Origin of the sequence: Flagellimonas algarum (assembly GCF_040513375.1) — a bacterium.
In the GTDB taxonomy this organism is placed as follows: domain Bacteria; phylum Bacteroidota; class Bacteroidia; order Flavobacteriales; family Flavobacteriaceae; genus Flagellimonas_B; species Flagellimonas_B algarum.
This window is the reverse complement of record NZ_JBEVTG010000002.1, coordinates 939,204-954,939: the sequence shown is the minus strand read 5'-3', so window position 1 is coordinate 954,939 and position 15,736 is coordinate 939,204. Positions and strand designations below refer to the sequence as shown.

14 protein-coding genes are annotated in these 15,736 nt (G+C 47.0%); 1 reads left to right on the top strand and 13 read right to left on the bottom strand.

The genetic code is table 11. The features are described from left to right. Nucleotides 1-6: 6 nt before the first annotated feature. The 9 genes from ABV409_RS11600 to ABV409_RS11560 all read right to left on the bottom strand — a co-directional run bounded on the left by ABV409_RS11600 (nucleotide 7) and on the right by ABV409_RS11560 (nucleotide 11,756). Nucleotides 7-2,520, bottom strand: a complete 2,514-nt coding sequence (locus ABV409_RS11600; protein WP_353877754.1) for a M14 family zinc carboxypeptidase — start codon at nucleotides 2,518-2,520, stop codon at nucleotides 7-9. 43 nt (nucleotides 2,521-2,563) lie between these two features. Further along, on the bottom strand, nucleotides 2,564-3,436 hold the full coding sequence (locus ABV409_RS11595) for a sensor histidine kinase (protein ID WP_353877753.1): 873 nt from the start codon (nucleotides 3,434-3,436) through the stop codon (nucleotides 2,564-2,566). Nucleotides 3,437-3,593: 157 nt separating this feature from the next. Beyond that, entirely contained in the window at nucleotides 3,594-6,956 is a 3,363-nt protein-coding gene (gene secA / locus ABV409_RS11590) for a preprotein translocase subunit SecA (RefSeq protein WP_353877752.1), read from the bottom strand. 133 nt (nucleotides 6,957-7,089) lie between these two features. Then, a complete protein-coding gene (locus ABV409_RS11585; RefSeq protein ID WP_013551418.1) occupies nucleotides 7,090-7,314 on the bottom strand; it encodes a DUF2795 domain-containing protein in 225 nt (74 codons plus the stop codon). Between the two features lie 122 nt (nucleotides 7,315-7,436). Beyond that, nucleotides 7,437-7,997: a cob(I)yrinic acid a,c-diamide adenosyltransferase gene (locus tag ABV409_RS11580; protein WP_353877751.1), complete on the bottom strand. Its 561-nt coding sequence runs from the start codon at nucleotides 7,995-7,997 to the stop codon at nucleotides 7,437-7,439. A gap of 51 nt (nucleotides 7,998-8,048) precedes the next feature. Further along, complete coding sequence (locus ABV409_RS11575; protein WP_353877750.1) at nucleotides 8,049-8,183, bottom strand: hypothetical protein; 135 nt, start codon at nucleotides 8,181-8,183, stop codon at nucleotides 8,049-8,051. A 30-nt stretch (nucleotides 8,184-8,213) separates the two neighbouring features. Beyond that, entirely contained in the window at nucleotides 8,214-8,708 is a 495-nt protein-coding gene (locus tag ABV409_RS11570; protein WP_353877749.1) for a hypothetical protein, read from the bottom strand. 3 nt (nucleotides 8,709-8,711) lie between these two features. Continuing rightward, the gene (locus ABV409_RS11565) at nucleotides 8,712-10,583 is read right to left on the bottom strand and encodes an ABC-F family ATP-binding cassette domain-containing protein (protein WP_353877748.1); all 1,872 of its coding nucleotides are present in this window, start codon (nucleotides 10,581-10,583) and stop codon (nucleotides 8,712-8,714) included. Nucleotides 10,584-10,589: 6 nt separating this feature from the next. Beyond that, complete coding sequence (locus ABV409_RS11560; protein WP_353877747.1) at nucleotides 10,590-11,756, bottom strand: lipoprotein N-acyltransferase Lnb domain-containing protein; 1,167 nt, start codon at nucleotides 11,754-11,756, stop codon at nucleotides 10,590-10,592. A gap of 102 nt (nucleotides 11,757-11,858) precedes the next feature. On the opposite strand from ABV409_RS11560, the gene ABV409_RS11555 reads away from it, so the two are divergent. Continuing rightward, the gene (locus tag ABV409_RS11555) at nucleotides 11,859-12,617 is read left to right on the top strand and encodes a CDP-alcohol phosphatidyltransferase family protein (protein ID WP_353877746.1); all 759 of its coding nucleotides are present in this window, start codon (nucleotides 11,859-11,861) and stop codon (nucleotides 12,615-12,617) included. On the opposite strand, the gene lptB is transcribed toward ABV409_RS11555, so the two are convergent. Genes lptB through ABV409_RS11535 form a run of 4 tightly spaced genes read right to left on the bottom strand, consistent with a single transcriptional unit; the run spans nucleotide 12,614 to nucleotide 15,563 of the window. Then, nucleotides 12,614-13,354, bottom strand: a complete 741-nt coding sequence (gene lptB / locus ABV409_RS11550) for an LPS export ABC transporter ATP-binding protein (RefSeq protein ID WP_353877745.1) — start codon at nucleotides 13,352-13,354, stop codon at nucleotides 12,614-12,616. The genes ABV409_RS11555 and lptB overlap by 4 nt on opposite strands. A gap of 55 nt (nucleotides 13,355-13,409) precedes the next feature. Then, on the bottom strand, nucleotides 13,410-13,769 hold the full coding sequence (locus ABV409_RS11545) for a carboxymuconolactone decarboxylase family protein (RefSeq protein ID WP_353877744.1): 360 nt from the start codon (nucleotides 13,767-13,769) through the stop codon (nucleotides 13,410-13,412). Next, nucleotides 13,759-14,598: a twin-arginine translocase subunit TatC gene (gene tatC / locus ABV409_RS11540; RefSeq protein ID WP_353877743.1), complete on the bottom strand. Its 840-nt coding sequence runs from the start codon at nucleotides 14,596-14,598 to the stop codon at nucleotides 13,759-13,761. The genes ABV409_RS11545 and tatC overlap by 11 nt, the downstream gene beginning before the upstream one ends. After that, the gene (locus tag ABV409_RS11535) at nucleotides 14,598-15,563 is read right to left on the bottom strand and encodes a KpsF/GutQ family sugar-phosphate isomerase (RefSeq protein WP_353877742.1); all 966 of its coding nucleotides are present in this window, start codon (nucleotides 15,561-15,563) and stop codon (nucleotides 14,598-14,600) included. Before ABV409_RS11535 ends, tatC begins: the two co-directional genes overlap by 1 nt. Between the last annotated feature and the right edge of the window lie 173 nt (nucleotides 15,564-15,736).

Genomic DNA, 15,736 nt, shown 5'->3' with positions numbered 1-15,736 from the left:
ATTCGTTTATTCTGGAACCCTGATTTTATCACCAAGAAAAATAGCATTAAGGAAAAGTCGGTTCGTGCCGTACCATGATCCCCTGAAATTGGGATTGTCGGCAAATAAAACGACCGTTCCCCCACCGGATTTAGCAACGATCAACGAAGCTGATGGCTTCGCAAAACGCTCCATATTGTTCTTGGTGATGAAGCCATCGATAAGTGGACGCTTGGTGTATTTGGCAACGGTTGCATAGGGATTTTTACTTGGTGCCAGCCAGATACTGTTGTTTTTGTAGACCGGAATTTGGGTGTCTTGGTACCCGAAGGCCAAGGGATGGGTACGATCCAAATCAACTTTTAAAATGATACCCCCCACTTCTTCACGCCCGATGATCTCAGGGGCATCGACATAGGGAAGGCGTTTGCCCGCGCTCAAGGTATCGCTCGCATCTTCAGTGAGCTTTTCCTTGACCAATTCTTTTTCAATGGCCCATTTCGATGCGGATCCGATAGTGATCAAGGTTTTACCGGAGCCGAGCCAATCTTTGATTTTCTCCGCTAGCTTCGGTTGGCCGTTGTAATTGCCCGAAACCATCACTAAGGTATTGTATTTTCCTAGGTCGATTCGATTCAGGTTCCGCATAGGCAGTTTGCTGATCGGCATGTGTACCCTGGTATCCAACAAATGCCAAACTTCACCCGCTTCGTAAGAGCGTACCCCGTCACCGATCAATAGGGCGGCTTTCGGTGTCCGGGTCGGGCTGACATACCGACTCCCCAAATCGATTCCCTCACTATTATAACCTGTTGCAGCTGCATAAAGGGGTATTTTGAACTTCCGCTGTGCTTTTTGAACCAATTCGTAGACCGCATCGGCAGCTTTTTTTTGTAAGGAAACCGGTACTACCAAGGCTCCGTAATTGAACCGACGTTTTCCTTGATCGGTATTCGCCGTAAAGGGCTTGAACGCAGAAGAAACGACTAATCCGTTCTGTTGAAGGTAATTTAAGGCCGCTACTGCGTTGTAATCGTCATAATCGATGATATAGGCATATTCAGATCGAGGTACGGTAGCCAGGGGGAAGAGGCCTTCTAGCGTGGTTACTTCCTCTCCTGGGTTCCATTTACTCAAAGGGCGGTATTTCATATTATAGAAATTGGCCACCGACCATGCCGAGGCATCGTAATAGACGCTGTCTCGGTACTCGGAATAGGTTTCGAACATCGTCTGTACCATACGGTACTGGGGTTGCAGGGTAGGAACGGTGAATTCGTTACCCGATCGATACACCTTGATTTTATGAAGCAATAACTTGTCGATAAAGGCCTTGACCCGATTCGGGTCGTTGGTATCCTTGAAGGCATATCCTTTGATTTTGCTCCTACCTGCATTGGTCAAGGCACTATTGAAAAAGTCCTTTTGATACTTACGCAAAAACGCCTTGTTCTCGACGGCTGCCTTTACGGTGGCTATAGTCGAGACGTATTGGTTTCGTATCGTAAAGGGGAAGGTGATTTCACCAAAGGCCGTTTTCTGTTTGTGCCCGCGTGAGCTTGCCTGTTCGAACAATAGGCCTAAACCACCCTGCAAATCAGGATACGAAGACCCATAACCGGGGTAGGTACCGTCAAAAACCTCTTTACTGAAATAAAACGATCCTATACTGTCCAATGCCTCAGCGAAGTATTCGCCGAACAGGTTGTTCAAATCCACATAATTCTCCTTGGGCATGATCGGATCTAAGGAACCGTTATCTTTCATCGGTTCGAAAAAGTACGAGCTGTTGGTTCCCATTTCGTGGAAATCGGTCACCACGTTCGGGTACCATTCGTGGTACCAATTCAATTTGCCGCGACTTTCAGGATGGATGCCTAGTAACCAATCCCGGTTGAGGTCGAACCAATAGTGGTTCGTACGCCCCCTAGGCCAATACTCGTTGTGTTCGGCATCTTGCGGATCTGCGACTAGAGGGTTTCCTTGGTACATATTCGCATATTGGGTATGTCGATCTCGACCGTCGGGATTTATGGCCGGGTCGATGAACAACACGGCATTCTCCAAATAGTTCCGGATTTCGGAATGATTGGAAGCAGCGAAGGTATAGGCCGCCAAAAGGGCGGCTTCACCTCCTGAAGGCTCGTTTCCATGCACGTTATATCCCAAATTCACGAAAATCGGTGGTGGATCTTCACTCGAAACCTTCCTTGCTGGATCCGTATAGGCCAAATGCGCTGCCTTGATCGATTCGAGTTTGGCCAGGTTTTCAGGGGTACTTACGGTCAGCATGACCAATTTACGCCCTTCATAAGTGCGTCCGTATTCATAGATGGAAGCCCGGTCCGAGGTTTCGGCCAATTTCGTCAAATAGGCCACCATCAGATCGTGCCGGGTGTGGTGTTCCCCGATACCATACCCTAAAAAGGCCTCGGGGCTTGGTACGTTTTCGTCAAATGGGTGGAATTTCTTTAGGAAATAGTCCTGTGCGCTTACGGTAGTACCCAAAAAGAGCACTGCCACGAGTAGTTTTTTTACCATGTGAAGTGAGTTAGTCCGTTTTAAAGATATGAAATCTTGGGGGTCAATCGACCGAATTGAATTCCTCGATGACCTCCTCGAAGGTAATTTGATAATAGGTCCCTTTTTTGGAGGCGTCCCTGACGATATTACCCCGTAATTGCCGTGCCAGGTTGTGGATCAGTTTTAAACCGAGGGATTTCGTTTTGGATGGGTCGACGTCTTCCGGAAAACCGATGCCGTTATCCCCGAGATACATTTCATACGTACCGGCCCCCTTTTTTGAAAGGCTGATTTCGATCTCTCCGGAAGCATCATCCGGAATTCCGTATTTCAAGCCATTGGTAATGGTCTCATTGATGATCAATCCTAAAGGGATGACAGTATCGATCCCCAATTTGAAATCACCGATATCCAATTTGGTGCTGATGTTGTTTTCATTGCCCTTGATCGAGCGCACCAGATATTCGCAAAGTTCCTCTACATAAGGGCGAAGTTCGATTTTGGAGGTGTAATCATCCCGCTTGTATAGCATTTCATGGACCATGGCCATGGAAACGACCCGATTCTGACTGCTTTTGATGATGTTGCTGATTTTCTTATCGGCAATCGAACGGGATTGAAGGCTCAACAAACTAGAGACGGTCTGAAGGTTGTTCTTGACCCGGTGGTGTACTTCTTTAAGCAAGGTTTCCTTTTCTTCCAATTTTTGTTCGAGTTGGGCCGTCTTATCGACACCGGCAGGCTGGCCGCGAAGCCTCCAAGTGTTCATTGCGAACAAAACGGCAAGGGCGAAAAAGATAATTGCGACGACCGAATTGGCTTCCGAAGCATAGTAGATGGCCAAGGCCAAGGTGGCCAGGGCGGCAAGAAGATTGACCGTAGCAAGGATTCTATGCGGATTTCCCGAGGGTTTATCGTTGGTCAGATCTCTCATGTACTTTTTTGGTTATGCTACCGCAAACGGTTTTCGAATGACCATTTGCGAAGATTTGGGGGTGTAATCTTGTTGTAAAGCTAAATATGTTTTTGGTATTAACAAAAACGACGGTTAAATAATAACCGTCGTTTTGGATAAGGTAGGGGGGTGCCTATCAATTCTCAATGAGGACCCATTCCCCTTTGTCGATGAGCGGTTCCGCTTGTTTGTACTTGACCGTTTTGCTCTCACCGGACATGACGTTCTTGATGGTCACGCGTTCGTTCCTTCCGATTTTCGGTCGTTCACGGGTAATGGTTTCAGTAACCTGTGGTCGTTGCCTTTGGGTTTGGCCCGCGGCGCGGTTCTGGGCAGCGAGCTCGTCGCTGTTCGGAATCTCTTCCTTCGACATCTTCAGGTTTTCCTTAGGACGTCTCACCGATTTGGCTTCTTGGATCTGCCCGTTGTTTTGTGCGGGCAATTCCCCTTTGAACAAAAAGGAAATGACCTCTTTGTTGACCTTTTCGATCATGCTCTTGAAGAGTTCAAAAGCCTCGAATTTATAAATCAATAAGGGGTCTTTTTGTTCGTGCACGGCCAGCTGTACCGACTGTTTGAGCTCGTCCATCTTGCGAAGGTGTGTTTTCCAGGAATCGTCTATGATGGCAAGGCTGATATTTTTCTCGAAATCATTGACCAGTTGTTTGCCATTACTTTCATAGGCTTCTTTTAGATTGGTCACGACGTTCAAGGTCTTGATCCCATCGGTGAAGGGTACTACGATCCTCTCGAATTTATTCGTCGGGTCTTCGTACACGTTCTTGATCACTGGGAAGGCCATATCTGCGTTGCGTACTACCTTTTCCAAATAATGGTCATAAGCTACCTTGTACACCTTACCCGTTAGCTCTTGTACCCCCAAACTGCCGAATTCTTCCTCACTTACCGGGGAAGTGATCGAAAAATACTTGATCAATTCGAATTCAAAGTTCTTGAAATCGTCTGCCGCCTTATTGGTATCAGAAATGACCTCACAGGTATCGTAGATCATGTTCGCGATATCGACCTTGAGACGTTCACCTTGAAGGGCGTGGCGCCTCCTTTTGTATACCACCTCACGTTGGGCGTTCATCACATCGTCATACTCCAACAGACGTTTCCGGATACCGAAATTGTTTTCCTCTACTTTTTTCTGCGCGCGTTCGATCGATTTGGTCATCATGGAATGTTGGATGACCTCGCCGTCTTCCAACCCCATCCGGTCCATTAATTTGGCCACCCGATCCGATCCGAAAAGGCGCATTAGATTGTCTTCCAAGGAAACGTAAAATTGCGAACTACCCACATCCCCTTGTCTTCCTGAACGTCCGCGCAGCTGTCGGTCGACCCGTCTTGAGTCGTGTCGCTCGGTTCCGACGATGGCAAGACCCCCGGCCGATTTCACTTCGTCCGTCAATTTGATATCGGTACCCCGACCAGCCATATTGGTGGCGATGGTGACCACCCCTGGATTTCCGGCTTCGGCAACGACATCGGCTTCCTTTTTATGGAGTTTCGCGTTCAACACGTTGTGGTTTACTTTGCGCACACTCAGTAGTTTCGAAAGCAATTCGGAAATTTCTACCGAGGTGGTACCGATCAAGACCGGTCTGCCGTTTTGTGACAACTGGGTGACCTCATCGATGATGGCATTGTATTTTTCACGCTTGGTCTTATAGATCAAGTCATGGCGGTCATCACGGGCGATTGGCCTATTGGTCGGAATTTCGACCACGTCGAGTTTATAGATTTCCCAAAACTCCCCGGCCTCGGTCACGGCGGTTCCCGTCATGCCGGCCAGCTTGTTGTACATTCTGAAGTAATTCTGAAGGGTTACGGTGGCGAAGGTCTGGGTCAAGGCTTCGATCTTGACGTTTTCCTTGGCCTCGATGGCCTGGTGTAAACCATCTGAATAGCGTCTGCCGTCCATAATACGGCCGGTTTGCTCATCAACGATCATCACCTTGTTTTCGATAACGACGTATTCGACATCTTTTTCGAATAGGGTGTAAGCCTTCAACAATTGGCTCATGGTATGGATCCGCTCGCTTTTTACTGCGAAATCCTTAAACAGAACTTCCTTGAGTTCGGCTTCTTTTTCGATTTCCAGCCCCTGGTCTTCGATTTTGGCGATTTCACTACCGATATCGGGCATGATGAAGAAGTCTTTGTTCTCGTCGCCTGAAATGTATTCGACCCCTTTATCGGTCAATTCGATTTGGTTGTTCTTTTCATCGATCGTGAATAAAAGATCTTCATCGACCTTGGGCATTTCACGATTGTTGTCTTGCATATAGAAGTTCTCGGTCTTCTGTAGCAATTGTTTGACCCCTTCTTCACTCAAGAACTTGATGAGCGCTTTGTTTTTAGGTAAACCGCGATGCACCCGGAGTAGTAGGAACCCGCCTTCTTTGGTATCTCCTTCCTTGATCAGCTTTTTGGCTTCGGCCAAAACCCCGGTCAGGTGCTGCCGTTGTTTTTGTACGATATCGGAAACCTTGGGTTTCAATTCATTGAATTCATGGCGGTCTCCTTCGGGAACCGGTCCGGAGATGATCAGTGGTGTTCGCGCGTCATCGATCAATACCGAGTCGACCTCATCGACGATAGCGTAATGATGGGGGCGTTGCACCAAATCTCCTGGCGTATGGGCCATATTGTCACGGAGGTAATCGAATCCGAATTCATTGTTCGTACCATAGGTGATATCGGCGTTATAAGCGGCCCGACGGGCATCCGAATTGGGTCGGTGGTGGTCGATACAATCGACCGAAAGTCCGTGGAATTGGAACAACGGGGCCATCCAGGCGCTATCACGTTTGGCCAAATAGTCGTTAACGGTCACCAAATGGGCGCCTTTGCCCGAAAGGGCGTTAAGGTAGAGTGGGAGGGTGGCAACCAGTGTCTTTCCTTCACCGGTTTGCATTTCGGCGATTTTTCCTTGATGCAGGGCGATACCACCGATCAACTGCACATCGTAGTGCACCATGTCCCAAGTCACTTCCTTGCCCGCGGCATCCCAAGAGTTCTTCCATACGGCCTGATCACCTTCCAAAACCACATAATCCGCGGTACCGGAGAGGGAGCGATCGAATTCGGTCGCTTTGACTTCAAGGGTCTCATTGTTCGCAAAACGCTTCGCGGTCTCCTTGACCACGGCGAAGGCCTCGGGCAGGATATCGTTCAATGCTTTTTCGGAGATCCGATAGGCTTCTTCTTCCAATTTGTCGATCTCGGAATAGATTTCCTCATTGCGGTCGATATCGGTAGAAACGGCTACTTCTTCTTTTAATTGGGTGATCTTATCGTCAAAAGTCTTTCGGTCGGCTTCGATCTTGGCCTTGAACCCTACGGTTTTCTGACGTAGTTCGTCGTGGCTCAATGAAGCCAGTGCACTTTCAAAACCCTTTATTTTTTTGACCAAAGGTTGTAATGCCTTGACATCTTTTTCAGACTTGTCCCCTACAAATACCTTCAGTACGGAGTTTATGATGCTCATTGGTGATTTTTTGTATTGCGCAGCAAAAGCCGTTCCAATGGCAAAACTGCCCTGAAAATGGCTGATAGGCTGCCAAAATTACATAAAAAAAAGCCTCAAATGAGACTTTTTAACGGTGTTTTGGAGTATGTTTTCAGTACTCGTCCTCGTTCCAGAGATAATCTTCCTCTGTGGGATAATCAGGCCAGATTTCTTCAATGGACTCGTAAATTTCACCACCTTCCTCTTCCATGGATTGTAAATTTTCAACAACTTCCAATGGGGCTCCGGTACGGATGGCATAATCTATCAATTCGTCTTTGGTGGCTGGCCACGGCGCATCGCTCAAATAGGAGGCTAATTCTAATGTCCAGTACATAGTAACGGTTCGATTTTTAAAATTTTTGCAAAAATAATTTTTAAAGCCAATTCGCCAAGCAAATCAGGATTTATTTGAATATTATTTATGATTCTTTAACCTGTAACGGTGAAAATTGGGATTTATTCCTCTTTCTTCTCCGGAATCCACTTGACTTCATCGGCTTTCAAGTCCTTTGACAACTTCCGTGCCAAGACGAAAAGATAGTCCGATAAGCGGTTGATATAGGTGAGTACATTGGCGGGTACGGGTTCGTTTTGATGCAATAATGAGATCATGCGTTCGGCCCTCCGGCAAACGGTTCGCGCCATATGACAGTATGACACGGTAGTATGGCCACCAGGTAAGATGAAATGGGTCATTGGTGGAAGTGCCTCGTTCATTCGGTCGATTTCCTGTTCGAGCAAGGTAATATCGGTCGTTTCGATGCGCTGTATCTTCAGTCGATGGTCCTTTTGGGGTTCGGTAGCCAAAATCGCCCCTAAGATGAACAGTTTATGCTGGATTTCGATAAGGATCTGCTTGGACCCCTCGTCGATTTCTTGATCCCTGACCAAACCGAGAAGCGCGTTCAACTCGTCTATGGTACCATAGCTTTCGATCCGGATATGGTGCTTGTTGACCCGACTTCCTGTAAAAAGGGAGGTGGTTCCTTGGTCACCGGTTTTGGTATAAATTTTCATCTATGGCTACGATTCGTGTTCTTACATTGTAAATAAGCGGCCTTACCAGGGCTAGTCGTCATGCCGGCGTTTGCCCTCCATGAACTTCCTTCCTTTTCTTTTTTTCGTACCTCTTTTGTTACTGAAAAGAATAAAGAAATAGATTAAGGCAAGGCCAATGACGATGTAATAGATCAGATTGTCCATGGGCGTGGTATTGCGCTTAAAAGTACTTTATTATATCCTAATCCTAAAATGTTGTTTGGGCTGTTCCCTGCGATAAAACAAGAGGCCGCAATGGAATAGGTCTATGCTGACCGTGAATTGGGGAGCAGTGATCAACGCATTCCAAAAGGTCCTGCTTTCTGCGGAATTTTGGAGGTTGTCAATGAAGATCCAACTGTCATTGTGAAATCCGTCGAGCTGAAGCAGTGCATCGAAACGCGCCCTGTCCAACACCCCAACATAACAACAATCGAAAGGATCTTGATCGAATGTGATGTCTGGATAATGCACGGCAAGGTGTCGTTTCACGCCATCACCTTCCCAGAGCAGCATCCTTTTCGTTGCGAAATGGCCGATACTTTTCAATAGGGCGTCGAAACTCTTGGCGCTATCGCGTTTTTTGCGTGCATAGAGCCCCTGGGTCATATAGGCGAAGACGAATGGGGAATGTATCCCATGTTCGTTGGTCGATCGTAATAGAAACCGCAAATACCGTAACCATTTCATGACTTAGCCTTCAAGTATGGCCGATAGTTCGAACCAGCGTTCGGTCTTGGTATCAATAGCCGCGACCACTTCGCCCAATTCGATGGAAAGGCGATTGATGGCTTCCCCATCCATATCGGCTTCCGCAAAGCGATCTTGTAGTTCGAGTTTCTTGGCTTCCAATTTCTGAATCTCTTTTTCCAATCCCTTGTATTCCTTTTGTTCCAGATAGGTCAAGGTCGGTTTGTCACTTTTGGGTTTCCAGTGTTTACCGGTTGCCCCGCCTTTTTCCTTGTCAAGGGATGGACTTGCCGGTCGGCTCTGTTCATAGGCCCTGTAATCGGAATAATTGCCGGGAAAATCAGCGACCACCCCATTGCCTTCGAAAACGAATAGGTGATCGACGATCCGATCCATGAAAAAACGATCATGGGATACCACAATCAAACAGCCCGGAAAATCCAACAGAAATTCCTCCAAAACGTTAAGGGTCACGATATCGAGATCATTGGTGGGCTCATCCAAAATCAAAAAATTGGGATTCTGGATCAAGACCGTACATAGGTAGAGACGTTTTCGCTCGCCACCACTGAGCTTTTCAACGAAATCATACTGTTTTTTTCGGTCAAAGAGGAAACGTTCGAGAAGCTGTTGTGCCGAAATCTGCTTCCCTTTCTTAAGCGGGATGTAGTCGCCGAACTCGCGAATGACCTCTATTACTTTCTGACCTTGCTTGATGGGAATGCCCTTTTGTGTATAATAACCGAAACGGATCGTATCACCGATTACGATTTTTCCGGAATCCAAGGCCTCACGACCAGTGAGCAAGTTCAAGAAAGACGATTTCCCACTACCGTTCTTACCGATGATACCGACGCGTTCCCCTTTGGTGAAGCTATAATCGAATTTGTCCAAGATCACGGTCTCGCCGAATCGTTTGACTACTTTGTGCATTTCTACGATCTTGCTTCCCAAGCGTTCCATATCCAGTTCGAGTTGGACTTGATGGTCGTTACGACGTTGGTGGGCCTTGGCTTTGATGACCTTAAAGTCATCGATGCGTGATTTTGATTTGGTGGTTCGGGCCTTCGGTTGCCGGCGCATCCATTCCAATTCCTTTTTGAACAATAACTTGTTCTTATGCTGCTCGGTGGCTTCACGTTGCAAGCGGGCATCCCTTTTTTCGAGATAGTAGCTGTAATTGCCTTTGTAGGCATATAGGGTCTGCCCATCGAGTTCAAGGATCTCATTACACACCCTTTCCAAGAAATACCGGTCGTGGGTTACCATGAACAAGGTCAATTTTTCCTTTTTGAAAAAGTCTTCGAGCCATTCGATCATCTCAAGATCCAAATGGTTGGTGGGCTCATCAAGGATGAGCAACTGTGGTTTATTGATCAACGCATTGGCCAATGCCAACCGTTTTCGCTGCCCCCCGGATAAGGTCGCGACCTTTTGCTGGAGGTCTTCAAGTTTCAACCGGAACAGGATTTGTTTGTATTGGGTCTCGAAATCCCAGGCCTGGTAGCGATCCATAGCTTCCATGGCGTGTTCCAGGGCCTCCCCACCGATTCCGCTATTGATGCTATTTTCATAGGTCGCTATCACTTCCAATATGGTGTTTCCCGAGGTATGGATCGTTTCTTCAACGGTCAACCGGGGATCGAGATCGGGTTCTTGGGCCAAAAAGGAGATACGGAGCCCCTTTCGGGTCGTGATTTTTCCGGTATCAGGCGGGTCGATGCCTGCCAACATATTTAGAATTGAGGTCTTACCGCTGCCGTTTTTCGCGATAAGGGCTATTTTTTGATCTTTGTTGATGCCGAATGAAAGATCGGCAAAGAGCGTTAACTCCCCGAAAGACTTCGATATGTGTTCAGCGGTCAATAAATTCATAACGCACTAAGATACGCGCTTTAGCAGGAAGAGGTAACGGGTGGCGAGTGCGAGCATCAAAAAAACGTTGAGATAGGACTGCAATTGGAATTGGAACATCCAAATCAACAAGCTAAGCAACATGCCTCCTAAAACCACATAGAGATAGGTCGGTAACCATTTCGGATAGCTGTCTTTCTTGGCAAGATGGAAAGCGACCACTGCATTCAAAGGAAAGAGCCAGAGGAAGTTCATATTGGTATGGGTAACCACATGATCGGTCGCGAGCCAGAGCATCAAGATCAATATCCCCGCCAGACCTGAAATGAAAAACAACGAAAAGTCAAGCCATCGATTTCTGCCCTCATGTTTCCAATCGAGTATGGTAATCGCGACCACGAAGCAAAGTAGAAAGGCGAACCAAAATAAGGGACGTGTCATAAAACTCCCGCCTTGTTCGGGTTCCGGATAGTCCAGCACATTGCGTTCGCGTTTGACCAAGTCTTTGCCTTTTAGGGTGGTATTGTTCATCTGGTCTTTGGCATAATACGGCAAGAACATATGATCTAAAGCCGAGGCTTTTTTATCGGTGATGGCCCCGAATGCGAGTTCGATCCCAAAGCTGTCCCAACTGTTCATGGGCAAATATTGGCGAACCAATTGTCTGAAAGATACTTCATCGTTGAGATGCGAGGCATTGAATTGTATGGCGTCGCCGAACTGTGCTTTCAAGATATCGGCCACAATGCTCGAGCAGTTATTGAACAAGGGGTCGTAAAGGTATTCGCGGTTTTCGGGTCGGTAATTTTGCTCGAAAAAGGCGAACAACTGTTGGGTCTGCACACCATCCAAATCCAAGAGCTGCTCATGTACCCAGCGTTTCTCAAGTTCGTAAACGAATAAAAACCGTTCAAAACTGCTTCTTGAAAGGGAATAGATCAGCTTGCCTTTCGCAAAGTTGAGGTGGAAGTTCGGTTTGTCGAAATCGAAAGTTCCATAATTATAGACCACATCGATACCGTTGACCGTATCCTGAACCCGGAAAGCCGTATGGCCGAATGTGGAATAAATTTCAGTACCGACCCCACAGGTCAGCACACTGATCTGGGCCGAATCCGATAATTGGGGTGCTTGGGCAATCAAAAAGCCACTAGAGAATAGAAAGATGAGGCAAAGCCGTTTCAATTTTTCCATGGGTAAGCTAACAACGACAAATATCAATATTATTCTGGTTTCGCACTGATAACCGACTTTCAAAACTTGAATTTTAGCTTATTTTTACGAAAACCCCATGTGATGAAACGACATATTCCGAATTTCATTACCCTCTTGAACTTGTTCAGTGGTTGTATTGCCGTCGTTTTTGCGGTCTTCAATCGATTGGAGCTGGCGGCATTGTTCGTTTTGATCGGTATATTTTTCGATTTCTTTGATGGTCTCGCGGCGCGTATGTTGAAAGTCAGTAGTCCATTAGGGGTGCAGCTCGATTCTTTGGCTGATATGGTGACCAGTGGTCTGGTACCCGGAATCGTCATGTTCCAGCTGTTGCATATGTCTGGGAGCGATGGGGCAGGTACCCCGATGGTAACCTCTTTTGTTTCAGACCACATGCTATGGCAAAGCGGTGCCTTCAGGCCAGTGGCTTTTTTTGGTTTCATCATCACCATGGCCTCGGCCTACCGGTTGGCCAAATTCAATATCGACGAGAATCAGACCAGTTCTTTCATCGGGCTTCCCACGCCGGCCAATACGCTATTGATCCTTTCATTGCCCATGATCTTATACTACCAAAATACGGAGCTATTGGGGCAGGTCATTTTAAATCAATGGTTTTTGTTGGGGATGACCTTCTTGAGCGCCTACCTGATGAATTCGAAGATTGAACTGTTCGCCTTTAAATTAAAGGACGCTTCTTTTAAAAAGAATGGGATAAAATACCTCTTTTTGATAGGGGCTGTGGTGCTCTTGTTTACCCTGCGGTTTTTGGCCGTACCCTTCATCATTTTGGGCTATATTTTGGCCTCGATACTGGAGCGCAACTTGCAAAAGACTTAGAAGTCGAGTTTCTTTTTTCGAAGTTCGAAATTCTGACCAAGGTAAACTTGGCGCACCATCTCGTCTTTTGCCAAATCTTCAGGAATACCGGCTTTTAAAATCCCCCCTTCGAACATAAGATAGGAACGTTCGGTAATTGCCAAAGTCTCCTGAACGTTATGGTCGGTTATCAATATGCCGATGTTCTTGTCCTTGAGTTGGGCGACGATCCGTTGAATGTCTTCGACGGCTACCGGGTCTACCCCGGCGAAAGGTTCATCCAACAAAATGAACTTTGGGTCGGTGGCCAAGGCCCTAGCGATTTCGGTTCGCCGTCGCTCACCACCCGATAACAGATCACCTCGGTTCTTTCGGATGTGGCCCAATCCGAATTCATCGATCAATGATTCCATTTTCATGTGCTGCTCTTTCTTGCTTAGACTGGTGGTCTGCAAAACGCTCAAAATGTTTTTTTCGATACTGAGTTTTCGGAAAACGGACGCTTCCTGGGCCAGATAGCCAATACCGTTTTGGGCTCTTTTGTACATCGGAAAGGTGGTGATGTCCATATCGTCCAAAAAAATCTGCCCTCCATTGGGTTTCACCAAACCCACGATCATGTAGAACGAAGTCGTCTTTCCGGCCCCGTTTGGCCCCAAGAGTCCAACGATTTCCCCTTGGTTGACTTCCAACGAGATTCCTTTGACCACTTTTCGACCCCGATAGGCCTTCATGATATTTTCAGCACGTAACTTCATAGGTGTTGCCAAAACTAAACATATTCAAGTTCAGGCAAAGTACTTTGTGATTTTTTTAGCGCGTCGGTTCGGGCATGTTTTCGAGTTCTTCCCAGTATTCATAGGCCTTTCGCAAATGTGGAATGACAATGGTTCCGCCGATCAGGGTAGCGATACCCAGGGTTTCGACGACCTCTTCTTTATTGGCGCCTTGCTTTTTGGCACTTTCAAGATGGTATTTCACACAGTCATCACAGCGCATGACCGCCGAGGCAACCAGCCCAAGGAGCTCTTTGGTTTTCACATCAAGCGCCCCTGGCATAAAGGCATTGGTGTCCAAATTGAAGATCCGCTTGATCAATTTGTTGTTATCAGCTAAGATCTTTTCATTCATTTTTGCCCGGTAGGCATTGAATTCTTCGACTTTATTTGGCATTTTTTCGTGCATTTTCGCGTTTGGCCTCTCGTTTCAAGACCAATTTCGATATATAGATACTGATTTGGTACAAGACCAATACCGGCACCGCAACCACGATTTGACTGGCTACATCGGGTGGCGTAATGACCGCCGATAAGATCAAGACGATGACCAAAGCGATCTTTCGGTATTTTTTCAGGATGGCCGGGGTTACCAGACCGATTTTGGTCAAAAAGTAAATGATGATCGGTAATTCGAACATGATGCCACAGGCGATGACCGAAGCCCGTACCGTGGCGACATACGACCCAAGATCGATCTCATTCGTTACCTCTTGGCTTACTTGGTAGGTGCCGAGGAAATTGATCGATAAGGGGGCGACCACATAATACCCGAAAGCAACCCCAAGAAAGAACAGCGTAGAGGCCACGATGATAAACCCGCGGGAATATTTACGTTCCTTAGCATGCAGCCCCGGACTGATAAAACGCCATAGTTCCCATAAAACGTAAGGAAAGGCCAGAATGAAACCTGCCCAGATAGAGGTCCAAATATGGGCCGAGAACTGACCGGCCATCAGTCTGCTCTGAATGGTGAAGGGCAACGAATCGCCACAGAATTCGGAATCGATACCGAAAATCGTCGCGATATTACAAAAGAAGCGATAGGTAGGAAAACTCAGGTTTTTCGGACCGAATAGAATGGTGTCGAAAATGAACCCTTTCATGGCGAAGGCCACACAGGCTACGATGACCACTGCAAGAACCGAACGGATCAGGTGCCATCGCAATTCTTCGAGATGGTCTAAAAAGGACATTTCATTGGGGTCTATAGCTGCTTTGGCCATTAGGTAATTCCTTCGTTTATAAGATTATGGATATGGACGACGCCCACATAGGTGTCACCGTTGACCACCAATAATTGGGAAATACCGTTTTTTCGGAGGATTTCAAGGGCCTTGATGGCCAATAGTCCGGAAGAGACGGTCTTGGGTTCGGCCGACATGATGTCCTTGGCGGTGAGTTGACCGATGTTGTCGTGTTTGTTGAGCATTCTACGGATGTCGCCGTCGGTAACCACGCCGATGATCTTGCCATCTTCGACCACCGCGGTGACCCCGAGCATTTTTTCGGAAATTTCCACGATCACTTCCTTGACTTTCGAATCCGATTGTACGGCCGGCACTTGATTGTTGGCGGCAATGTCTGCCACCCTGAGGTATAAGCGTTTGCCCAAGGCCCCACCTGGATGGAACTTGGCAAAATCATCACTACTGAAACCCCGCAGTTCGAGCAAGCTAATGGCCAAGGCATCGCCCATCACCATTTGTGCCGTAGTACTGGTTGTGGGTGCCAGGTTGTTCGGGCATGCCTCTTTGGCTACATAGGTGTTCAAAGCGAAATCGGACTGGTTCGCCAAGACCGAGTCCATGTTTCCGGTGATCCCAATGAGTTTGTTGCCCCCTCTTTTGATGAGGGGAATCAGCATTTTGATTTCTTCCGTATTGCCACTTTTGGAGATGCAAATAACCACATCGTCCTTTTGTACGGTGCCGAGATCGCCATGTATCGCATCGGCAGCGTGCATAAAGATCGCAGGCGTACCTGTAGAATTGAAGGTGGCGACGATTTTGGAAGCGATCAAAGCACTCTTGCCCACTCCGGATACCACGACACGACCATCAGACTCCAAAATGCTTTTGACCGCATTTTCAAAGGATACATCGAGTTGTGAAATCAAGTTTTGGATAGCTTCGCCCTCGTTTTGGATGGTCCGTCGAGCACTATCAAGAATCGCAGTTTTGGCCTTCAAAGCAATAATCGGATTATGGGTTGTAAACCTCAAAGATTGTCTTATCTTTAAGAATACAAAATTAAACAAACTAATACGATTTATGTTAGTTTTGATAAAAGGGGCATTTTAATCCTACCGTAAGCCTTGAATCCCTTTAGCAGGTAAATGATGTTCTTTTTATTCGATTTTAA